Below are 20,746 nucleotides of genomic sequence, written 5' to 3' on the forward strand. Positions count from 1 at the left end.
AGCGATGCGACGCGTGCGTCGAGAGCGAGCGCGCAGGGCGCGAGAGGGCATGACGCTCATCGAGATGATGGTCGTCGTGATCATCATCGCGCTCGCGGCGACCGGCCTCGGCTACGGCCTCGGCGCGCTCGAGCGCACGCAGCTCCGATCGGCGTGCATGAAGATCACCGCCGGCGTGCGCTACGCGTACAACCGCAGCATCGCGCAGGGCACGACGGTGCGTCTCGTGTTCGACCTCGAGCAGGAGACGATGGGCTTCGAGGAGGCGCACGGCCGCGTGACGCTCGCGCGCGCGAACGACGAGCGTCGCGCGGAGATCGCGGAGGACGGCAGCGGCGACGACATCTCGGGCGTCGATCCGTGGGCCGCCGCGCAGGCGCGCATCGAGAGCACGCTGCGCCCGTCGTTCGGCGCTTCGCCGTTCTCGGCGATCGAGGGACGCCGCTACGAAGCGCATCCGCTCGGGAGAGGGATCACGATCGAGCGGCTGATCACGCCGCACGAGCCGGAGCCGCGCCAGGAAGGGCGCGGATCGATCTACTTCTTCCCCGGCGGGCAGACCGAGCACGCGGTGATCTGGCTGAGCGACGGCGGCGATCGCGTGTTCTCGGTCGAGATCCATCCGCTCACCGGCCGCACGCGCGTGCGCGATCACGCGTGGGAGCCCGACGAGCTGCTCGATCAGGGCACCAGCGAGGTGAGGGACTGATGCGCCGCGCCGGCTTCACGCTGCTCGAGGTGATGGTCGCGGTCGCGATCCTCGCGATCGCGCTCACCGCGATCTTCGCGAGCGAAGCGGGCGCGATCCGCGTCGCGGCGCGCGCGCGCTTCACGACCACGGCGACGCTGCTCGCCCGCTGCAAGATGGCGGAGATCGAAGAGCAGATGGCGCGCGAGGGCCTGCCCGCGGTGAGCGCGACGAGCGTCGACGCGTGCTGCGAGGACGGCGAGGTCGAGGGCTTCGAGTGCGAGTGGGAGATCTCGCGCATCGTGCTGCCCGATCAGGCGTCGACGGGCGAAGAGGAGCTCGCGGAAGGGCTCGGCGCCGCGGCGGAAGGCGCGGAGGGCGAGGAGGGCGGTGGGCCCCAGATGCCCGACGTCACCTCGATCATGTCGGGCGCGATGATGGGCGGCGGCGGCGACATGGTCGCCGAGATGGCCCTCCAGTACGCGTTCCCGGTGCTCAAGCCGCAGATCGAGGAGCAGGTGCGGCGCGCGCGCGTGACGGTGCGCTGGCACGAGGGCGACGAAGAGCGCTCGTTCGACGTCGTGCAGTATCTCGTGGCCGAGCAGCCGCCGGCCGCGGTCACGCAGCAGGCCGCGGATCAGCTGATCAACGGGCCGGGCTCGTCGACCACGCCGCCCCCCGGCACGCAGACGCCGCCGGGCCGCAGCGGAGGCGGGCTGTGAGCGCGCGTCGTCGTCTCCGCACGCGCGGCATGACGCTGATCGAGGCGATGGTCGCGGTGACCATCCTCGCGATCATCACCACGGTCGTGTACGGCGGCTTCTCGCAGACGATGCGCAACAAGACGCGCGTCGAGCAGCAGGCCGATCGCGCGCACGTCATCCGCGTCGCGATGGAGCGCATCGTCCGCGAGCTCTCGCAGGCGTACGTCTCGGTCCACGTCAATCCGAACCCGTCGATGCAGTCGATGCTCACGACGTTCCACGGCTATCGCCAGGGACGCGGCAGCCGCGTGGACTTCACGTCGTTCTCGCATCGTCGCTTGTATCGCGATGCGCACGAGTCGGATCAGAACGAGGTCAGCTACTTCCTCGCGCGCCACCCCGAGCACCGCGATCAGACCGCGCTCGTGCGCCGCGAGCAGCGCCGCATCGACGCGACGCCCGAAGAGGGCGGCGATCTCACGATCATGGTCGAGGACGTGCGCGAGTTCTCGCTCGAGTACCTCGACGGCCTCACGCTCGACTGGGTCGACTCGTGGGACGCGACGCCGACCGGCACCCAGGCGAACCGCCTGCCGACGCAGGTGCGCGTGCAGCTCGTCGTGCCGGGCGTGATCGATCCGCGCCGGACCGAGACGTACACGACGCGCGCGGTGATCCCGATCACCTGGGCGCTCAACCACGCGGTGTACAACCCGTGACGGCGCGTGCGCACGGGATCGGGCCGTTCCGCGGCGCCGGCGACAGCAAGGATCGCGAGCGTCGCGTGCGCCGCGGCGCGAAGGCCCACCACAGCCTGCGCGAGCGCGGCATCGCGCTCGTGATCGCGATGACTGCGGTCGCGATCCTCGCGGTGATGCTCGCCGACATGCACGAGAGCACGACCGCGTCGTTCGTCGTGGCGACGACCGAGCGCGATCAGCTCCGCGCCGAGTACATGGCGAAGAGCGGGCTCAACCTCACGCGCCTGCTCGTCTCGCAGGAGCCCGCGATCCGCGCGACGGTCGCGCCGATCTACCAGCTGCTCACCGGTCGCGCGCCGCCGATGATCCCGGTGTGGTCGTACGCGAACGGGATCCTCCGTCCGTTCTGCGACTACGAGGGGATGCAGGAGTCGGGGATCATCAACACCGTCGGCGTGGACTTCGCCACGAGCGAGGGGCTCGGCGACACCGGCGGCACCTGCGAGATCATCGCGCTCGCCGAGAACGCGAAGCTCAACGTCAGCGATCCGCTCAACTTCGACGGCGATCGCGCCCGCACCGGCGTCGCGATGCAGATGTTCGCGCTGATGGGCGGCTATCAGTCGCCGTCGCCGTTCGATCCGCTCTTCGAGCAGCGCGACGCGGACGGGCAGTACACGTCGCGGCTCGACGTCGTGAGCGCGCTGATCGACTGGTGGGACTACGACGGCGACCGAACGACGTTCGATCCCGGCGCGAGCACCGTCGCCAGCGGCGGCGCCGAGGACGACGTGTACCGCATGTTCGACGACCCCTATCAGGCGAAGAACGCAGCCTTCGACTCGATCGAGGAGATCCGCCTGGTGCGCGGCGTCGGCGACGACTTCTGGGCGACGTTCGTCGAGCCCGATCCCGACGATCCGAACACGCGCGCGATCACGATCTACGGCTCGGGCGCGGTGAATCCGAACGAGGCGACGCCCGAGGTGCTCATCGCGCGCGTCTGCTCGATCCTCACCGATCAGCCGCTCTGCACGGACCCCGTCGAGGCGAGCAAGTTCATCCAGATCATGCGCACGCTGCGGATGATCGCGCCGATCCCGTGGTTCACGCACCCGCGCGACTTCCGTGCGTTCCTCGAGGGGCGCGGCGGTGAGCGCGATCTCTATCCGATGCTCGCGGGCTTCCTCGGGGCGGACAACCCGATCCTCTTCCGGCCCGTGACGATGAGCGCGCAGCAGGGAACGCAGGTCGAGTCGGCGTTCGTCACCGCGGCGCGCATCCTGACGATCCAGTCGACCGGCACCGTCGGTCGCGCGACGGTCCGCGTGCGCACCGTCATGAACTTCCACGATCGCTGGACCCCGCCGCCGCCCAACGCGGGCACGATGCCGGGGCTCGGCATCTTCTACTACTACCGGGTGGACTGATGGCGAACCTGTTGGGCATCGAGATCTCGCCCGACGCAGTGCGCGGCGTGCTCATTCGTACGTCGCTGCGCAACAAGCAGATCGCGCGCTTCGAAGAGGTGCCGATCCTGCCGCCGAGCGCGCCCGAGCCCGCGCCCGCGCCGATGCTCGCGCCGGTGTCCGAGGCCTTCCCCGGCACCGAGCCCGCGCCGCCTCCGCCGAGCGAGCCCGAGGCGCCCGCCGAGCCGCCCGATCCGATCCGCGTCGCGCTCGAGGAGCTCGTGCGCCGCATGAGCCCGCCGCGCCCGTCGATCGTCGCGGCGCTGCCCGGTGAAGAGGCGTCGATGCGCCGCATCGAGCTGCCCGCGGCGGTCGCGAAGAAGATCGACGAGCTGCTCCCGATCGAGATGGAAGCGCTCGTGCCGTTCGACGCGGACGAGACGCTGCTCGATCACCAGACGATCGAGGTCGAGAACGGCAAGCTCCACGCGCTCGTGGTCGCGGTGCCGAAGACGCGCATCCGCGGCTACCTCGATCAGCTCGCGGCGTGGCGCGTCGATCCGATCGAGCTCGCGGTGGGCGCCGCCGCGCTCGATGGCCTCGCGCAGGTCGTGCCCGCGCTCGCGACCGAAGGGCCGCACGTGATCGTGCACCTCGGCGCGCGCCGCACCGACGTCTGCATCCTGCGCCACGGCACGACCGCGCTCGCGCGCACGATCTCGGCGGGCGTCGACGACGCCGGCGACGCGGCGTTCGCGACGAGCGGCGGGGCGGGCAGCGCGTTCTCGGGCTCGCTCGCCGAGCGCCTGGCGCGCGAGCTGCGACAGACGCTCGCCGCGTGGCGCATGCAGGGCGGCGCGCCCCCGGTCGCGATCCACGTGTCCGGTCATCGCGTCCACGACGAGCGCGTGCCGCAGTGGATCGGCGCGGTGCTGGGTCAGCCCGTCGAGCTCCTCGCGATCCCCGACACCCAGCCGGTCCCGACCGGGATCGAGCCGGTGGTGCGTGCGCGTTATGCGCTCGCGCTCGCGCTCGCCGCGCGTGGGCTCGGCAAGGCGAAGCGCCTCGATCTGCGCAAGGGCGAGTTCGTCGCGCGTCGCACGACCGGCGTGGTGCGGCAGCACGCGCCGCTCTTCGCCGCGTGCGCCGCGGCGATCGTGTGCGCGTTCCTCTTCTCGACGTACGCGCGCTGGTCGGTGCTCGACTCGCGGCGCGAGGCGCTCGAGGCGCAGCTCGCGCAGGTCACCCGCGATCGGCTCGGCGAGGAGACGCGCAGCACGACGCGCGCGCGCACGCTGCTCGAGAGCGGCGGCTCGCGCAGCGATCCGATGCCGCGCTTCACCGCGTACGACGCGCTCGCCGCGATCTCGGCGGCGATCCCGACCGACGTCACGCACGACGTGCAGCGCCTGCACATCGATCTCGGCGACGACCGCAGCGGTGGTCACTTCGAGCTCGCGGGCATCGTGCGCTCGATCGAGGATCGCGATCGCATCGCGCAGGCGCTCGGCCAAGTGGAGTGCTTCCGAGAGCTCGAGCTCGGACCGCTCACCCAGGCGCCCAACGATCGACGTCTCTATCGCGTCGAGGCGGACATCCTGTGCCCCGGTGACGAGCCCGCCGGCGGCGGTCCCACCAAGCGCGGCCGCAGCGGCCGCTCGCGCGCCGCGGAGGGCGAGCAATGAATCGGTTCGAGTCCCTGCGAGCGCAGTGGGAAGCGCTCACCGAGCGCGAGAAGCGCCTGGTGCGCGCGCTCGGCATCGTCGCGGCGCTCGTCGTGATCATGCTTCCCGTCTATCTGCTCTCGAGCGCGATCGGCGAGCTCGAGGAGCAGAACGAGGAGATCGCGAGCGTGCTCTCGGAGATCGAGCGCGCCGAGGATCGCCTCGCGCAGCGCGAGGCCGAGCGCAACGCCGCCGAGGCGCGCTACGCACAGCGCGCGCCCGAGCTCGGCACGTTCCTCGAAGGACGCTCGAGCGCGCGCGAGATGCAGATCGCGTCGGTGACGAACCAGCCCGAGGTGCAGGAAGGTCGGTTCCGCAAGCGCCACGTGCGCGCGAGCTTTCCCGGCACGACGCTGCGCCAGGCGATCCGCCTGATGACCGACCTCGAGAGCGCGCCGTATCCGATCGCGATCGAGCGCGTGCACGTCGATCACTTCCAGGAAGGCGATCACTACAACCTCGAGCTCGGCGTCGTCACCTTCGACCGCAGCGGCGGTGATCGCGACGCGGGCGCGGGCGCAGCGCCCGGCGATCGGCCGACCGCAGTGCGCCCGGTGGGCCCCGGCGGCGCCGTGCGCGCGGGACCTCCCTCTCCTCCGTGATCCGAGGATCGACGTGAACCTGCCCTTCAGCCTCAGCGAGCGCGCGAAGACGAACCTCCGCCGGTTCGTGCTCTATCCGCTCTGGTTCCTCTTCTGCTTCGTCACGTTCGCGTACTGCACGTTCCCCTACGACCGCGTGCGCGATCGGATCGAGGACGAGGTCGAGCGCGCGATGCCGGGCGCGGAGCTCGACATCGTCGATCTCTCGCCCTCGTGGATCACGGGTGTGGAGCTCACGGGCGTGAGCCTCACGCTGCCCGCCGAGGAAGAAGGCGAGCGCCCGACCGCGCTCACGCTCACGACCGTCACCGCGCGCGTCGGGCTGCTCGATCTGATCGGCGGCACCACGTCGGTCGGCTTCTACGCGGAGCTCGGCGGCGGCGGCACGATCGAGGGCCGCTACTCCGACGGCGAGACGAGCACGCAGGTGCAGGCGCATCTCGTCGACGTCGCGCTGCAGCGCATCGGGCCGCTGCGCCGCTACGTGCAGCTGCCGATCGCCGGCACGCTGGGCGGCGACATCGACGTGACCATCGCGGACGAGGCCGCGAACACCGAAGGTCAAGTCACCTTGACCATCGCGGGGCTCAGCGTGGGAGACGGCCGGGCGCGCCTCGAGATCCCGGGCATGCGCGGCACGGGCATCACCGTCGAGCAGCTCAACGCGGGCGACCTCAACCTCCGCATGCAGATCGAGCGCGGCGTGGGGCGCGTGCAGCAGCTGACCTCTTCGAGCGACGATCTCGAGCTGCGCGGCGCGGGCACGGTGCGGCTGTTGCGCCCGCTGCGGATGTCGAACGTCGACGTGATCCTGCGCTTCGAGATCAAGCAGCCCTACCGCGAGCGCAACGATCGCACCCGCGCGATCTTCACGATGGTCGACATGGCCCCCGACGTGCGCGCGTACCGCGCGCCCGACGGCGCGTTCCAGCTGCGCGTCGCCGGCTCGTTCGGCTCGAGCATCCGCGCGTCGGGCGCGGGAAACGCGACGCTCGCGCAGTGAGCGCGGTGCGCGACGCGTGAGGAGCGTCGCCGTGACGGGCGGGTGATCCTCACACTTCTCCCACCATCGCTGTCGACAGTGTCTCGGTACACGGGCATCTTCGCCGGATGCCCCGCGTCGTCGGAATCGACCTCGGCACGACGAATTGTTGTGTCGCAGCCGTCGATGGATTTCGTCCGAGAGCGCTCCTCAATCGCGCGGGATACAAGACGACACCGTCGGTCATCGCGGTGACCGAGGACGGGCGTCGCCTCGTCGGACAGCTCGCGGTGCGCCAGGCGGTGATGAACCCCGAGCACACCGTGCACGCGGCCAAGCGCCTGATCGGCCGCCCCTACGACTCGCCGCAGGTGCGGCACGCGATCGAGCACAGCGCGTTCCGCATCGTGGAAGGTGCGAACGGCGACGCACGCATCGAGCTGCGCGGCCGCGCGTACTCGGTGCCCGAGCTCTCCGCGATGCTGCTCCACGAGATGCGCGTCGTCGCGGAGCAGCACCTCGGCGACGTCGTCGATCGCGCGGTCGTGACGGTGCCCGCGTACTTCAACGACACGCAGCGGCAGGCGGTGCGCGACGCGGGGCGCATCGCCGGGCTCGAGGTCGTCCGCATCCTCAACGAGCCCACGGCGGCGGCGATCGCGTACGGCTTCGAGCGCGAGGAGCGCAAGACGATCGTCGTCTACGACATGGGCGGCGGCACGTTCGACGTGTCGATCGTGCGCGTCGACCCGACCGTCGGGTTCGACGTGATCGCGACCACCGGCGACTCGTACCTCGGCGGCGAGGACTTCGACCATCGCGTGCTCGCGTGGCTGCTCGCGAGCATCGAGAAGCGACACGGGCTCGTGCTGCGCGACGATCCCACCGCGCTCCAGCGCCTGCGCGAGGCCGCGCAGAAGGCGAAGTGCGAGCTCAGCGAGACGCACGACGCGGAGATCCAGCTGCCGTTCCTCGCGAACGGCGAGGGCGGTGCGTTCCACTTCGAGACGCGGCTCGCGCGCGCGCAGCTCGAGCGCATGACGGGCGATCTCGTCACGCGCAGCCTGCAGATCTGCGAGCGCGCGCTGCGGCTCGCGGAGATCCGCGTGAGCGACGTCGACGAGGTGATCCTGGTCGGCGGCATGACGCGCATGCCTGCGATCCAGCGCGCGGTCACGGAGTTCTTCGAGCGCGAGCCGTGTCGCGGCGTGCACCCCGACGAGGTCGTCGCGCTCGGCGCGGCGATCACCGCGTTCTCGCTGCAGGGCGAGGCGCAGAGCGGCGTGTTCCCGGGAGGGACGATGCCGCTGCGCGACGTCACCGCGCACTCGCTCGGCATCATGGTCGCGGGTGGGCGCTACGACGTGCTGGTCCCCGCGAACACGACGGTGCCGACGCGCACGACGAGTGTGTTCGCGACGAGCCGCGACGATCAGCAGATCGTGAAGATCGTGGTGCTGCAGGGCGAGAGCGAGGTCGCGCGCGAGAACGACTTCCTCGCGCAGTTCGCGCTGACGGGCCTGCGTCGCGCGCCGGCGGGCGAGGTCGAGGTCGAGGTCGCGTTCGAGATCGACGAGGACGGGATCTTCCGCGTCGCGGCGATGGACGTCGAGAGCGGCGAGGCGCAGACGATCGAGGTCGTCGCGCAGAGCGGGCTCGACGAGGCGGAGATCGCGCGGATGATGCACGAGGCGCAGTCGTACATGGCCGAGCGCCGCCGCCTCGAGGAGCACGAGCGCGCGCGCCAGGGCCTCGAGGTCGCGCTCGCGGAGATCGATCGCGTGCTGCCCGAGGCCGAGCGTCGCATCGAGCGCATCACGATCGCGCCGACGGCGATCACGAAGGCTCGCGAGATCGCGGAGCACGTGCGCGCGGTCGCGCGCGACAGCGATCCGCGCGACCTGGTCCGCCACGCGAAAGAGCTCGAAGCGCTCGCCAGCGAGATCAAGCTGGCGCTCGGCTGACTCCTGCGAGGAGAGCAGGAGCGAGAACCGAGAGTTTCTGAGGAGAGCAGGAGGAGGAGGAAGACCACGTGAGTGGGTCTTCTCGCCGACGTGTGGAGCGCTCACGCGCCCGGACGAAAGAAGGGAGAGAGCTGGGGGACACCCGCGACTGGACACGCCGGCGACTCGACAGGCCGGCGACTCGACACGCGGGCCATCGACGACGACGGTCATCGTCGACGACGGCCATCGACGACGACAGCCACCCTCGAAGGCACTGCGCGTGAGTCGCGACGACCTGCGGGCGCGATACCGTGGTCTTCCTGACCCTCCTGCCTTCCTCGAAAAACTCTCCTCCGAAGAGAGCAATGAGCGCAGGAGGGCGGAAACGAAGTCGCGAGGATGGCAGTCCTGCTCCTCGGCGGGCAGGTTCCTCAGCGCGTGACGGGCGCCAGGGTGCGGGCTGCCGCGCGGAAGCGCGGGAGCCAGCGCGTGCCGCCGCTCGCCTCGGTGCTGCCGAGGATCATGAACGCCGCGTCGCCGCGGAAGACCAGCGCCGTGTACGTCGCGAGCCGCGGGTCCTCGGTCGTCGTCACCGAGCGATCGCAGCCGGTCAGCTCGCCGCCTTCGATCGTTCCTTGCTGGAGGTCCGGTCCGCCCGAGAGCTGCACCAGCTGCCCGAGGATCTGCGGGCACAGCTCGGTGCGCTCGGTCGCGGGCACGTCGATCGGCAGCGGCATCAGCAGCATCATCGGCTGGCCCACGCCCGGCGGCGGCTGCCCGTCGGTCGAGTACGTCACGTTCGTGCTCGCGGCGCGCACCAGCTGCAGGCCCGTGCCGGGATCGATGCGGTAGCCGAGCGCCGCCTCGGGATCGATCGCGACCGCCGCATCGATCTGCGTCGTCAGCACGCTCGTGCGCAGGTACGCGCGCATCTGCTCGCTGCGGTTCGCCGCGTAGAGCCCCATCACCGCGACGCTGCGCGTGCCCTGACGCGCGACGATCCACACGCGCTCGAGCTGGGTCTGGCCCTGCTCCATGCGATCGATGACCAGCGTGGCCGGCACGCCGTTCACCTGGATCTCCTCGCTCTCGAGCTCCTCGGCCGACGCCCGCAGACCGCTCCGGAACTGCTGGTGCACGGAGAGATCACCCTCGGCCGCCGCGATCACGATCTGCAGCCGACGGCGCGGGTGCACGAGCGTCGATCCCGACGCCGAGCGCTCGGTGCCGCGCGGCGGCTCGAGGCTCACGCCGGTGCCCGGGATCGTGACGCGCTCGCCGAGCGGGAAGTCGACCTCGCCCTCGGCGATCGGCTCCTCGTCGTCCTCGGCCGGCGCCTCGGCGTCCTCCTCCGGCTCCTCGTCCGATCGCTCGCCGGCGCGGGGCGCGCGTCGCGCGCGACGCCCTCCGCCCTCCTCGTCCGCCGCGACCGCATCACCGTCCTGGATCGGCCTCGCGCCACCGCACGCGACCAGCGCGTGCGCGATCACCAGCGCGGCCATCATCGGAATCGAACCCTTCGCGGCGATCAGTCCGCGAGCTCGCAAAATCTGCATCGTGCCCTCTCAAACGGAATCGAAGCGCCGCACGCCGCGACGCGCCTTGTCGGCCTCGGTCGCAGCGCGCAGCTGCTCGTAGAGCGCGCGCACGTCGGTGCGCAGGTGCGCGAGCCGGACCTCGCCCTTCGCGCTGCGATCGGTCGTCGCGAGCGTGAGGTTCCCGGTGCCGAGCAGGCGCTGACCGAGCGGGAGATCGACCGCGTAGTCGTCGACGCGATAGAGATCGATCTGCTCGATCTTCTTGTTCAGCATCCCCGACTCGATCACGACGCGGCTCGTCGTGAGCCGGTAGTGCGTGCCGCGCGAGCGGACCCAGAGCCACACGAGCCCGAGCCCGAGCGTCAGCGCGACGAAGAGCGCCTCGAGCACGCCGGGCACGAGGGCAGGGTGGCCCTCGAAGATCACGCGCTCCGGCGGCGCTGCATCCCCGCCGCTCGCGCGTCGCGGCGGCTCGCCCAGCGACGCTCCGCACGACGGGCAGATCGCGGGGTTCGGCTGCGGGAGGTCGGTCTCGCAGTGAGGGCAGCGCTGCATCCGGCGGACTACTACGCAAAAACGGGCGTTGCGGCAAAGAACCGCTCGCAGGTGCCCTTGTTCCGCGCAAGACTCGCGCGGCGATGCGCCAGTACCTCGAGCTCCTCCGCAAGATCCGCGAGCACGGCACGCGCAAAGGAGATCGCACCGGCACCGGCACGCTGAGCCTCTTCGGCGAGCAGCTGCGCTTCGATCTGCGCGAGGGCTTCCCGCTCGTGACGACGAAGAAGATCCACCTGAAGTCGGTGGTGCACGAGCTGCTGTGGTTCCTCCGCGGCGAGTCGAACGTCGCGTACCTGCGCGAGAACGGCGTGACGATCTGGGACGAGTGGGCCGACGATCGCGGCGAGCTCGGCCCGGTGTACGGCGTGCAGTGGCGCAAGTGGCCGGGCCCCGACGGCGCGCCGATCGATCAGGTGCGCAACGTGATCGACGAGCTGCGCCGCAACCCCGACTCGCGACGGCTCGTGGTGAGCGCGTGGAACGTCGCCGAGCTCCCGCGCATGGCGCTCCAGCCCTGCCACGCGCTCTTCCAGCTCTACGTCGCCGACGGTCGGCTCAGCTGCCAGCTCTACCAGCGCAGCGCCGACGTGTTCCTCGGCGTGCCGTTCAACATCGCGAGCTACGCGCTGCTCACGCACATGATCGCGCAGGTCGCGGGCCTCGAGGTCGGTGACTTCGTGCACGCGCTGGGCGACGTGCACCTCTACCTGAACCACCTCGAGCAGGCCGACCTGCAGCTCTCGCGCGAGCCACTGCCGCTCGCGAAGCTGGTGCTCGATCCCAGCGTGCGCGACATCGACGCGTTCCGCGCCGAGCACATCGCGTTCGAGGGCTACCAGCACCACGCCGCGATCAAGGCGCCGGTCGCGGTATGACGACGCGCGTCGCGATGATCGCGGCGGTCGCGCGCAACGGCGTCATCGGGCGCGACAACGCGCTGCCGTGGCGTCTGCCCGACGACCTGAAGCGCTTCAAGCAGCTCACGTCGGGCAAGCCCGTCGTGATGGGGCGAAAGACGTACGAGTCGATCGGTCGCCCGCTCGCGAACCGCACGAACCTCGTGCTCACGCGCGGCCACGCGCCCATCGAGGGCTGCGTCGTGGTGGGCTCGATCGACGAGGCGCTCGCGGCGGTGCGCGACGAGCGCGAGCTCTGGGTGATCGGCGGCGAGGCGGTGTACGCCGCGTTCCTGCCGCGCGCGGACGTGCTCGAGCTCACCGAGGTCGACGCCGACGTCGAGGGCGATGCGCGCTTCCCGTCGTTCTCGCGCGACGCGTGGCGCGTGGTGTCCGACGTCGCGCATCCGGTCGACGCGAAGCACGCGCTCCCGTTCCGCTTCGTCACCTACGAGCGCGTGCGCTGAGAACGCGTGCGCGCCGCGGATCGCTCCGCGGCGCGCAGGCTCGGGATCGAGCCCCGATCGATCAGGCGCTCTGGACCTGCAGCGAGAGCGGGCAGCGGCCCTGCTGGAGGGCACGCGCGTCCTCGCGCAGCTCGTTGCGCAGATCGCTCACGCGCTGCTGGTCCTGCATCTCGATGAGCAGCACCGCGCCGTTCGGGATCTCGACCATCTCGATCTGACCCTGGTGGATGAGCGCCTGCGGATCGGCGAAGCGGCGCTGCTGCATGCCCGCGCCGCCCGTCGCGCCGCGCTGCTGCGGCGGCTGCTGCTGCGCCATCTGGCCCGAGGTGCCGCCCGTGGCCCCGCGCTGGGTCGCGCTGCCGCCCGCGCTGCCGGTCGCGCCCATCTGCTGCTGCTGCTGCTGACCCATCTGCTGCTGCTGACCCATCTGCTGCTGGTGCATCTGCACCAGGCGATTCAGGCGATCGCGCAGCTGCGTCACGTTCGCCGTCGAGGTCGTGAAGACGAGCGCGCCGCCTTCCTCGAGGTTCGTCGCCTGGACCTGCATGTCGGAGATGCCGACCGGGCACACCTCGTTGCGCATCTGCTCGGCAGTGCCGCCGCCCGCCGCGCCGCGCTGCGGCGTGGTGCCGGTCTGCGGCTGCGCCGTGCTCCCGCGCGGCGGCGGCTGCGTGCCGGTGCCCCCCGTTCCCCCGCGCTGTGCCGACACCGTCAGGCCGACGGCGAGCACCGCCACGCCCGCGAGCACACCGCTCAGCTTCGTCACTCGCATCGCTTCTCCTTCTGCTGGAGGTCCACGCCCGGAGCGACCATCCGTGCGCGCCGGGACGCGACCCGGTCAGCAGCGGGCATGCCCGCGCGCGATGCGAATCGTTTCGGGCGTGGATCGTCGAGCGACGGCGCGCGCGACGATGCGAGTTGTCGCCCAGCTCTCGTGCGCGCGAGGATCGGCGCCGCGTGGGGGCGCGCCTCGTGACGACACGAGGCTCGCGCGTCAGCGACGACGCGCGCGCGACGCGATGCGCACCGGCACGGGCGCGGGCGTCGGCGAGCCGGGACCGTCGTTCGAGGTCGCGAGGAAGAGGACGACGAGGAGGAGGACGCCGAGGAGGATGGTCATCACGTGAAGGCTCTCCCGAACTTCAGGGTCACGAGCGGTCGCGACGTGGGCTCCTCGGTGTAGGAGCGGCGTTCGCGGCGCGCAATGGGTGACTCCTCGAATTGCTGTGTCCTTGGGCGACTTTCTCGCGATCGCGCGGTGTGCGCCCGTGGTCAGATGCCACGAATCAGTCGCGTGCGGAGGCCGCGCACCATCATCAGCTGCGTCGCGCTGCCGAGACCGGGGCGGAATGCCGCGTCGGCGTCGGTGACGACGCGGAGCAGCCAGAGCCCGTCGGCGGGATCGAAGCGCCCCCACGTGAACACGAGCGTGCCGTAGGGCCGCGCGATCGTCTCGAAACGCCAGCGCGCCGCGTGCAGCGCGCCCTGCACTCCGTCGAGGTGCACGCGGCCATCGGGCTGCTCGCCGAGCCGCATCTGCCCCGAGCTGCCGACGAGCGGCAGATCGATGCCCCACTCGAAGTGCGTGCCGCGCTCGTCGCGCTCGAGGATGCGCGCGTGCGCGCCCTGGAGGAGCCCCTGGGTGAAGCCCTGCGGGTCGAGCATCGCCTCGCGCGTGCGCGCGACGGGCGTGTGCATCGCGCCGATCACCGCGATGCGTCCGAGGTCCGCGCCGGTCGTCTCGACCCACATCAGATCGCCGCGCCCGAGCACGCGCTCGATCGCGACCGGATCGAACGTCGGGCGCTCGGGATCGCCCGAAGGAGGCGCGAGCGGCGCGCGCACGCGACCGGCGCGACGCTCGGCCTCGATGCGCGTGCGCAGCACCATCGCGAAGCTGATCGCGATCGTGACGGTGCGGTTCATCGACGAGCTCGCGCTCGAGAGCTGGCGCGCGATGTAGTTCGCGTCGCGGAAGTCGAGGCGCGAGCTGGTGAGCAGCAGCGTGCGGTTGCCCTCGCGCGGCAGCACGCGCCACACGGTGCGGCCCGCGCCGAGGTCGCCGCCGGTGCTGCGCACCACGAAGCGCCAGCCGCGCTCCTCGTGGCCCGCGGGCGGATCGAAGCGCTGCATCGCGTAGCTGCCGCGCAGCGTGAAGATCGCGGTGTGCCATCCCCACGAGTACGAGAGCTGATCGCCGGTGTCGGCCTCGACGTTCACCTCGTCGAGCGCGGGCATGAAGTCGGGGTAACGACGCGGATCACCGATCACGCGCGCGACCTCCGCGGGCGGCGCGTCGACCTCGGTCGCGATCACGATCGCGGGCAGCGCTCCGTCGACGACGAACTCGACGAGCGCGACGGTGCCGGTGCGCAGAAGCGGCGAGATCGCGGCGAGCTCCTGCGGGCTGAACGTCGCGAGCGCGCGATCCGCCTGCTCGGGATCGATCTGCGCGCGCGCGAGCGACGGCGCGCTCCCGACGAGGAGAGCGAGCGCGATCCAACCGGCATGCGTTCGGCGCATGATTCCTTCGACGCCCGCGCGAGCACGTTGTTCACGATCCTGCGACGCGTCACCCACCGCCACTCCGCGGCAGAACGAGAGCAAGCGGGGCCGGGGCCCCGCGCGCAGCGTTCAGGGTGGGGAGCCCCGATCCGGCTCCGCCGGTCGGGGGGAGGGGTCTTCCAAGACCCCTCCCGCCAACCTCAGTCTGACACGACCGCGAAGACGTCGACGCGACGACCGATGCGACGCCCGCGCTCGGTGCCCCTCGCGGCGAGAGGCTGCGAGTCGGACGCCGCGCGGACCTCGATCCGCTCGGGCGGTACACCCTGCTCGATCAGGTGGGCGCGCACCGACTCGGCGCGCGCGAGCGAGAGCGACCCGACGTCGTCCTCTTCCATCGCGTGACCGATCACGACGAAGCGCGCGCCCGGCGTCTCCGTCACGCGCTCCAGCGCGCTCCGTCCCGCGTCGTCGAGCGCGCTCGCGCCCTGCGCGAACGTGATGCGCACCGGCTCGAGCGGCGCACGCCCCGGGGGCGCCGCGACGAGCGCATCGAGCGAGGCCGGCGCGCGATCGACCGGCACGAACCCGTGCGCCGCGATGCGACGCCGCCCTTCGTCGGAGAGCACGAAGCGCACGAGCTCGAGCGCGAGCGGCGGCACCGGCTCGCGCACGTAGAGCAGCAGCGTGCGCGCGAGCGGATAACGACCGCTCTCGATCGTCGCGCGTGTCGGCGCGACCGGCGCTCCACCGACGCTCGCCACGAGCGGCACCGTCGCGACGTCGGGCGAGAGCCACCCCATGCCGACGTAGCCGAGCGCGCCGCGATCCTGCGCGACGATGCGCACGATCTCCTCGTTGTGCTCGACGACCAGCGCGCCCGGATGCGGCGTGTGCCCGGCGAGCGCGCGCTCGACGAAGAACGCGTAGGTCCCGCTCTCGCGCGGCCGCGAGAGCACCTGGAGCGGCCCGGGCGCGCCGCCGAGCGCGCCGACGTCCTCGACGCGTCCCTCGTACACCGCGCGCAGATCGTCGAGCGTCAGGTGCGCGATCCCCGCGCTCGGGTTCGCGATCACCGCGATCCCGTCCCAGCCGATCACGAGCTCGTGCAGCACGATTCCGAGCCGCTCCGCCTCGGCGAGCTCCACAGGCGAGATCGGACGCGACGACGCGCCGAGATCCGCCGAGCCATCGAAGAGCCCGACGAACGCCGTGCTCGAGCCGAGCGCCTCCACGTCGACGCGCACGCCCGGGTGCTGCTCGCGGAACGCGCGCGCGACGTCGGGCAGCAGCGATCCTCCGAGCGTGTCCGAGCCCTTCACGCGCACGAGCCCGCGCAGCGCGCTGCCGCGCTCGAACTCGACCGCGAGCTGCGTCCACGCCTCGACCTCACGCCCGTCACGGCGCGCCGGCTCGAAGCGCCAGCCGCGCACCGCCTCGACCGCGCGCGCTTCCCACGTCGCGAGATCGGCGCGCGACATCGGCACGTGCGCCTCGATGACGCGTCCTTCCACGTCGATGCGCGCGCGCACCGTGATCGTGGGCACGAGCGCAGCCGACGCGTCGGGCGCGAGCGGCGCGTGCATCGTGCGCACGACGGGCTCGGCGTCGCCGTGCTCGCGCGCGACCGGCGCGTCGCGATCCACCAGCAGCGACATGCCGACGATCAGCGCGAGCGCGGAGAGCGCGAGCGCGATCCACGTCACCGGCGACGGCTTCGGCGGCGGCACGACCACCGACGAGGTCGCGCCCGCCGACGACGGACCGCGCGGCGGATCGCTCGTCGTCGCTGCGCGCTTGCGCTTCGCCGACGTCGTGACCGGGCGCGTCACGTCGTCGGGCCTGCTCGCGATCCGCTCCGATCCCGCGCTCGACGTGCCCTCGCGCACCGCGTCGATCAGATCGCGCGCGAGCCGCGCGACGGCCTCGCCCACGTCGCGTCGCGTCGCGATCCCGAGGCTCGACGCGGCGCGCTCGAGGGCGTCCGACATCTCGCGCGCCGATCCGAAGCGCGCGTCGCGCGATCGCGCGAGCGCCCGCGACATCACCGCGTCGAGCGCCGCGAGCGAGGGCTCGATCGACGAGAGCGTCGCGACCGGCGCGGTCGAGACCCGGATCGCGATCTCCGCGTCGCTCTCACCGTCGAAGAGGCGACGCCCGATGAGCGCTTCCCACAGCACCACGCCCATCGCGAAGAGATCCGCGCGCGCGTCCGCGGTCTCGCCCGCCGAGAGCTCGGGCGCCATGTAGCCGAGCTTGCCCTTGAGCGTCCCCTCGCGCGTCGTCGCGCGTCTCGCCTCGGCGCGCGCCACGCCGAAGTCCGTCAGCCGCGCGACACCGTCGAGCCCGACCAGCACGTTCTGCGGCGACACGTCGCGGTGCACGAGCCCGAGCGGGCGACCCGACGCGTCGCGCAGATCGTGGGCCGCCGCGAGCCCCTGCAGCGCGTCGAGCACGATCCGGAGCACCACCGGCGCGGCGAGCCGTCCCTCGCGCTCCTGCGCGCGCCGGACGAGCACGCCGAGGTGCACGCCTTCGACGTACTCCATCACGAGCAGCAGATCGGGCTCGTCGAGCACGTCGATCGTCGCGACCACGTGCGGGTCGCGGATCTGCGCGGCGAGGCGCGCCTCGTCGAAGAACATCGCGACGAACTCGTCGTCGTGCGCGAGGTGCGGGTGCAGCGTCTTGACCGCGACGAGCCGCTCGAACCCCGCCGCGCCGTGGGCTCGCGCGAGGTGGACGCTGCCCATCCCGCCCGACGCGATCCGGTGGAGGATCTCGTAGCGGCCGACGTGGCGACCCTCGTGGGATGCGAGCGCGTCCTTGGTCACGTGCCGGCCGGAGCCGCATTGGACTCCGCCCGCGCGCCGGGACCGAGGAAGCCGCGTGACGGACGCGCAACGGTCGTCGTCCGTGATCACACGCCGGCGCTTGACCCTCCGGCGAGCCGGGCCTCAAAGTCCCCGTTCCCGAGGGACCCGAGGGGTCGGAGCAAGCGAGAAGCAGATGCAGATCTTCATCGATTCGGCGGACCTGAACGAGATTCGCGACGCGGCCGCGATGGGCGTCATCGACGGCGTGACCACGAATCCGTCGCTGGTGGCCAAGGCCGGTCGTCCTCTCGATGCGGTGATCCGCGACATCTGCGAGGTCGTCGACGGCCCGATCAGCGCCGAGGTCATCGCGACCGATCTCGAGGGGATCCTCAAGGAAGGCCGCACCCTCGCGAAGATCCACCCGAACGTCGTGGTGAAGGTCCCGCTGATCGCCGACGGCCTGCGCGCGGTGAAGATCTTCTCGAGCGAGGGGATCAAGACGAACGTCACGCTCTGCTTCTCGGCGGTGCAGGGCATGCTCGCGGCGAAGGCCGGCGCGACCTACATCTCGCCGTTCGTCGGGCGCATCGACGACATCGCGGGCGAGGGCATGCTGCTCGTCGAGCAGCTCGTCGAGATCTACCGGAACTACGGCTACGCGACGCAGGTCCTCGCGGCGAGCATCCGCCACCCCGTGCACGTCGTGCGCTCGGCCGAGATCGGCGCTCACGTCGCGACGCTCCCGCACAAGGTGATCCACCAGCTGCTCAAGCACCCGCTCACCGACGCGGGCCTGGCGACCTTCCTCGCCGACGCGAAGAAGATCCCGCAGAAGTGATCGTGGTGCGCGCCGCCGCCGGATCGATCGTCGTCGCGAGCGCGATCGTGATCGCGGCGCTCGCTCCATCGCGCGCATCGGCGCAGGTGTTCGGCGCGCCCGACGAGCCGGTCCAGGAGCTCGTCGCGCAGGACGCGCCCGAGGAGCTCGAGGAGCCGCCCGAGGAGTCGTTGCGCCCCTCGGGCGCGCTCGGCGCGCACTTGTTGATCGCCGACGGGCTCGACCTCGGCGGGCTCGTGATGCTCGACGTGTGGGCCGCGTGGCAGTGGCTGCGCATCGGCGGCTTCGTCGGCGCCGGCGCGATCCCCAGCGAGCGCGACGCGAGCAACCGCGTGATGATGCCGCTCGGGATCTCGGCGTCCGCGGAGATCCTGACCGAGTCGCTCGCGGTCTCGGTGCGCCTGCGCGCGGGGCTCTGGGGCGGCGCGACGCAGGCCGAGAAGCTGACTGCGGGCCCGTTCTTCGGCGCGGGCTGTTATCTCGGGTTCGTGCTCGGCCACGGTGCGCTCCTGAACGTCGGTGCCGACGTCTGGGGCGTGATCGGGTCGGAGGCTTGGAGCGACACGAGCGGGCCCGACGCGGGCGTCAGCGCGAGCACGTGGGTGATCGCGCCGGGCGTCGGTCTCTCGTGGACGCCGGAGGAGGGTGGATGAGCGAGAAGCGTTCCCTCGTGGAGCGGCCTGCGGTGTCGATCGAGATCGTGCGCGACGAGAGCGCGTCGATGCGGTCGAACGAGGGCTTCGTGCGCGTGCGTCGCCTCGTGCTGCGCAACCGCTACGCCGACGGCAGCACGAGCCGCGAGTACCGCTACGACTGCGCGGAGCGCGACGCGATCGACGCGGTCGGCATCGTGCTCGTCTCGCGCGATGGTCGCGTGTGCCTGCGCTCGTCGATCCGTCCGCCGATCGCGCTGCGTCCGACGTACTCGCTGCCGATCGCCGACGAGAGCGCCGATCCGACGCTGTTCGAGGTGCCGGCCGGGCTCGTCGAGGTCGACGAGAAGGGCGAGGACGGACTGCGCAGCTGCTGCGCGCGCGAGACGCTCGAGGAGGTCGGCCTCGAGGTCGCGCCGAGCGCGTTCGTGCGGCTCGGCCCCGCGGTGTACCTCACGCCGGGCGTGATCGCGGAGAAGGTCCACCTCTTCGTCGCGGAGTGCGATCCCGAGGGCGCGACCGTGCCGCAGATGGACGGCTCGCCGGTCGAGGAGCGCGCGAACATCGAGTGGGTGCCGGTCGCGGAGGCGCTCGCCGCGTGTCGTGATGGCCGCATCGGCGACGTGAAGACCGAGGTCGCGATCCGCCGTCTCGCCGATCATCGCGGAAACGACGATCGCGGAGCGGCCGGGGCTCGAAAGGGGGCGGAGCCCCCTTGGGACACGGAGGGCACCCGGTGAGCACGCGGCCGACGCGCCGCATGAGCGCGCGCGACGTCCCGCGCGTGCTCGTCGTGTACAAGAAGTCGGCCTACCAGACGAACGTCAAGGAGCGGAAGAACGCGCGATTCCTCGAGCTGCTCGAGCGGCGTGATCCCGCGGTGACGCGTCTGATCGAGGCGCACGAGGATCACGTCTCGACGATCGACGAGGCGCGCGCCGCGCTCGAGTCGATGGGTGTGCGCGCGGTGTTCCGCTTCCGCGGCGACGAAGGGCTCGTCGAGGACACCGATCTCGTCGTCACGATCGGCGGCGACGGCACGCTGCTGTGGGCGGCGCGCTGGGTCGGCGCGGGCATCCCGGTGGTCGCGATCAACTCGGCGCCGAAGGACAGCGTCGGGCACTTCTGCGCGGGCGCGAAGGGCGAGGTGAAGAAGACGCTCGAGCTCGCGCTCGCGGGCGAGCTGCGCGAGACGCGCCTCACGCGCATGGAGGTCGAGCTCGAGGGCGAGATCCTCACGAAGCGCGTGCTCAACGACGCGCTCTTCGCGCACTCGAGCCCGGCGGCGACGACGCGCTACGTGCTGCGCCACGCGCACGACGACGGACGCGTGAGCGAGGAAGAGCACAAGTCGAGCGGCATCTGGATCGGCCCGCCTGCGGGCTCGACCGCGGCGCAGCTCTCGGCGGGCGGCCGCGTGATGCCGGTGGGCAGCAAGCGCCTGCAGTACATCGTGCGCGAGCCGTACCTGCCGCCCGAGGGCAGCTACCGCATGGTGCGCGGGTTGATCGATCCCGGCGAAGAGCTCGCGGTGATCAGCAAGGTGCGCGAAGGCCGCGTGTTCATGGACGGCCCGCACCACGTGCGCGACGTGCGCATGGGCGCCCGCCTGGTGTTCCGAAGGAGCGACGAGCCCCTGACGCTGCTCGGCTTTCCGCGGGGGTAGCGCGGCTGGGCTCGCGCGCCGCACCTCGAGCTCCGTCGAGCACGAGGTCC

Annotated in this window: 20 protein-coding genes; 14 read left to right on the forward strand and 6 right to left on the reverse strand. The window is 71.7% G+C overall.

Going from position 1 to position 20,746, the window contains the following annotated elements; all coding sequences use genetic code 11:
• Positions 1-4: 4 nt before the first annotated feature.
• The 8 genes from DB32_RS05260 (at position 5) to dnaK (ending at position 8,774) form a co-directional block, all read left to right on the forward strand.
• Entirely contained in the window at positions 5-709 is a 705-nt protein-coding gene (locus tag DB32_RS05260) for a pilus assembly FimT family protein (RefSeq protein WP_083457154.1), read from the forward strand.
• Positions 709-1,410, forward strand: coding sequence for a type IV pilus modification PilV family protein (locus DB32_RS47970; protein WP_053231326.1), 702 nt, complete (start codon positions 709-711; stop codon positions 1,408-1,410). The genes DB32_RS05260 and DB32_RS47970 overlap by 1 nt, the downstream gene beginning before the upstream one ends.
• Positions 1,407-2,111 carry a type II secretion system protein GspJ gene (locus tag DB32_RS05270; RefSeq protein WP_053231327.1) on the forward strand — a complete coding sequence of 235 codons (705 nt, stop codon included), beginning with the start codon at positions 1,407-1,409 and terminating at the stop codon, positions 2,109-2,111. Before DB32_RS47970 ends, DB32_RS05270 begins: the two co-directional genes overlap by 4 nt.
• Positions 2,108-3,523 (forward strand): type II secretion system minor pseudopilin, encoded by a 1,416-nt coding sequence (locus tag DB32_RS05275; protein ID WP_053231328.1) that lies wholly within the window; start codon positions 2,108-2,110, stop codon positions 3,521-3,523. Before DB32_RS05270 ends, DB32_RS05275 begins: the two co-directional genes overlap by 4 nt.
• Positions 3,523-5,187 carry a type IV pilus biogenesis protein PilM gene (gene pilM / locus DB32_RS05280; RefSeq protein ID WP_157068745.1) on the forward strand — a complete coding sequence of 555 codons (1,665 nt, stop codon included), beginning with the start codon at positions 3,523-3,525 and terminating at the stop codon, positions 5,185-5,187. Before DB32_RS05275 ends, pilM begins: the two co-directional genes overlap by 1 nt.
• Entirely contained in the window at positions 5,184-5,828 is a 645-nt protein-coding gene (locus DB32_RS46430; protein ID WP_053231330.1) for a type II secretion system protein M, read from the forward strand. Before pilM ends, DB32_RS46430 begins: the two co-directional genes overlap by 4 nt.
• A gap of 13 nt (positions 5,829-5,841) precedes the next feature.
• Complete coding sequence (gspN, locus tag DB32_RS05290) at positions 5,842-6,831, forward strand: type II secretion system protein GspN (RefSeq protein WP_169791347.1); 990 nt, start codon at positions 5,842-5,844, stop codon at positions 6,829-6,831.
• Positions 6,832-6,938: 107 nt separating this feature from the next.
• Entirely contained in the window at positions 6,939-8,774 is a 1,836-nt protein-coding gene (dnaK, locus tag DB32_RS05295; protein ID WP_053231332.1) for a molecular chaperone DnaK, read from the forward strand.
• A gap of 413 nt (positions 8,775-9,187) precedes the next feature.
• On the opposite strand, the gene DB32_RS05300 is transcribed toward dnaK, so the two are convergent.
• Both DB32_RS05300 and DB32_RS05305 read right to left on the reverse strand, forming a co-directional pair.
• Positions 9,188-10,261 (reverse strand): hypothetical protein, encoded by a 1,074-nt coding sequence (locus DB32_RS05300; RefSeq protein ID WP_157068746.1) that lies wholly within the window; start codon positions 10,259-10,261, stop codon positions 9,188-9,190.
• A 60-nt stretch (positions 10,262-10,321) separates the two neighbouring features.
• Positions 10,322-10,849, reverse strand: a complete 528-nt coding sequence (locus tag DB32_RS05305; RefSeq protein WP_053231334.1) for a PH domain-containing protein — start codon at positions 10,847-10,849, stop codon at positions 10,322-10,324.
• An 83-nt stretch (positions 10,850-10,932) separates the two neighbouring features.
• Here DB32_RS05305 and DB32_RS05310 point away from each other — a divergent pair, with 83 nt between their 5' ends.
• Positions 10,933-11,727: a thymidylate synthase gene (locus tag DB32_RS05310; RefSeq protein ID WP_053231335.1), complete on the forward strand. Its 795-nt coding sequence runs from the start codon at positions 10,933-10,935 to the stop codon at positions 11,725-11,727.
• A gap of 14 nt (positions 11,728-11,741) precedes the next feature.
• Positions 11,742-12,215 carry a dihydrofolate reductase gene (locus DB32_RS05315; RefSeq protein ID WP_420820935.1) on the forward strand — a complete coding sequence of 158 codons (474 nt, stop codon included), beginning with the start codon at positions 11,742-11,744 and terminating at the stop codon, positions 12,213-12,215.
• A gap of 61 nt (positions 12,216-12,276) precedes the next feature.
• Here DB32_RS05315 and DB32_RS05320 read toward each other — a convergent pair whose 3' ends face one another.
• The 4 genes from DB32_RS05320 to DB32_RS05330 form a co-directional block, all read right to left on the reverse strand.
• On the reverse strand, positions 12,277-12,987 hold the full coding sequence (locus tag DB32_RS05320; protein WP_053231337.1) for a hypothetical protein: 711 nt from the start codon (positions 12,985-12,987) through the stop codon (positions 12,277-12,279).
• Positions 12,988-13,209: 222 nt separating this feature from the next.
• A complete protein-coding gene (locus DB32_RS49895; protein WP_275935458.1) occupies positions 13,210-13,335 on the reverse strand; it encodes a hypothetical protein in 126 nt (41 codons plus the stop codon).
• Between the two features lie 152 nt (positions 13,336-13,487).
• The gene (locus DB32_RS05325; RefSeq protein WP_053231338.1) at positions 13,488-14,738 is read right to left on the reverse strand and encodes an SRPBCC family protein; all 1,251 of its coding nucleotides are present in this window, start codon (positions 14,736-14,738) and stop codon (positions 13,488-13,490) included.
• Positions 14,739-14,920: 182 nt separating this feature from the next.
• Positions 14,921-17,554 carry a substrate-binding domain-containing protein gene (locus tag DB32_RS05330; RefSeq protein ID WP_053231339.1) on the reverse strand — a complete coding sequence of 878 codons (2,634 nt, stop codon included), beginning with the start codon at positions 17,552-17,554 and terminating at the stop codon, positions 14,921-14,923.
• A 175-nt stretch (positions 17,555-17,729) separates the two neighbouring features.
• On the opposite strand from DB32_RS05330, the gene fsa reads away from it, so the two are divergent.
• From fsa to DB32_RS05350, 4 genes are read left to right on the forward strand one after another with little or no spacing between them, the layout of a single operon-like run.
• Complete coding sequence (gene fsa / locus DB32_RS05335; RefSeq protein ID WP_053231340.1) at positions 17,730-18,377, forward strand: fructose-6-phosphate aldolase; 648 nt, start codon at positions 17,730-17,732, stop codon at positions 18,375-18,377.
• A 5-nt stretch (positions 18,378-18,382) separates the two neighbouring features.
• Positions 18,383-19,030, forward strand: coding sequence for a hypothetical protein (locus tag DB32_RS05340; protein ID WP_169791348.1), 648 nt, complete (start codon positions 18,383-18,385; stop codon positions 19,028-19,030).
• Positions 19,027-19,770 (forward strand): NUDIX hydrolase, encoded by a 744-nt coding sequence (locus DB32_RS05345; protein WP_157068747.1) that lies wholly within the window; start codon positions 19,027-19,029, stop codon positions 19,768-19,770. The genes DB32_RS05340 and DB32_RS05345 overlap by 4 nt, the downstream gene beginning before the upstream one ends.
• Positions 19,767-20,696 carry an NAD(+)/NADH kinase gene (locus tag DB32_RS05350; protein WP_240481158.1) on the forward strand — a complete coding sequence of 310 codons (930 nt, stop codon included), beginning with the start codon at positions 19,767-19,769 and terminating at the stop codon, positions 20,694-20,696. Before DB32_RS05345 ends, DB32_RS05350 begins: the two co-directional genes overlap by 4 nt.
• The last annotated feature ends 50 nt before the right edge of the window (positions 20,697-20,746 follow it).

Source organism: Sandaracinus amylolyticus, assembly GCF_000737325.1.
GTDB classification, from domain to species: Bacteria; Myxococcota_A; Polyangia; order Polyangiales; family Sandaracinaceae; genus Sandaracinus; species Sandaracinus amylolyticus.

Excerpts from the sequence above, each read along its gene's own strand:
- DB32_RS05260 (WP_083457154.1), top strand. The coding sequence starts at position 5 with ATGCGACGCGTGCGTCGAGAGCGAGCGCGCAGGGCGCGAGAGGGCATG.
- DB32_RS46430 (WP_053231330.1), top strand. The coding sequence starts at position 5,184 with ATGAATCGGTTCGAGTCCCTGCGAGCGCAGTGGGAAGCGCTCACCGAG.
- DB32_RS05310 (WP_053231335.1), top strand. The coding sequence starts at position 10,933 with ATGCGCCAGTACCTCGAGCTCCTCCGCAAGATCCGCGAGCACGGCACG.
- DB32_RS05320 (WP_053231337.1), bottom strand. The coding sequence starts at position 12,987 with ATGCGAGTGACGAAGCTGAGCGGTGTGCTCGCGGGCGTGGCGGTGCTC.
- DB32_RS05325 (WP_053231338.1), bottom strand. The coding sequence starts at position 14,738 with ATGCGCCGAACGCATGCCGGTTGGATCGCGCTCGCTCTCCTCGTCGGG.
- DB32_RS05305 (WP_053231334.1), bottom strand. The coding sequence starts at position 10,849 with ATGCAGCGCTGCCCTCACTGCGAGACCGACCTCCCGCAGCCGAACCCC.
- DB32_RS05345 (WP_157068747.1), top strand. The coding sequence starts at position 19,027 with ATGAGCGAGAAGCGTTCCCTCGTGGAGCGGCCTGCGGTGTCGATCGAG.
- DB32_RS05300 (WP_157068746.1), bottom strand. The coding sequence starts at position 10,261 with ATGATGGCCGCGCTGGTGATCGCGCACGCGCTGGTCGCGTGCGGTGGC.
- pilM (WP_157068745.1), top strand. The coding sequence starts at position 3,523 with ATGGCGAACCTGTTGGGCATCGAGATCTCGCCCGACGCAGTGCGCGGC.
- DB32_RS05315 (WP_420820935.1), top strand. The coding sequence starts at position 11,742 with ATGATCGCGGCGGTCGCGCGCAACGGCGTCATCGGGCGCGACAACGCG.
- DB32_RS49895 (WP_275935458.1), bottom strand. The coding sequence starts at position 13,335 with ATGACCATCCTCCTCGGCGTCCTCCTCCTCGTCGTCCTCTTCCTCGCG.
- dnaK (WP_053231332.1), top strand. The coding sequence starts at position 6,939 with ATGCCCCGCGTCGTCGGAATCGACCTCGGCACGACGAATTGTTGTGTC.
- DB32_RS47970 (WP_053231326.1), top strand. The coding sequence starts at position 709 with ATGCGCCGCGCCGGCTTCACGCTGCTCGAGGTGATGGTCGCGGTCGCG.
- fsa (WP_053231340.1), top strand. The coding sequence starts at position 17,730 with ATGCAGATCTTCATCGATTCGGCGGACCTGAACGAGATTCGCGACGCG.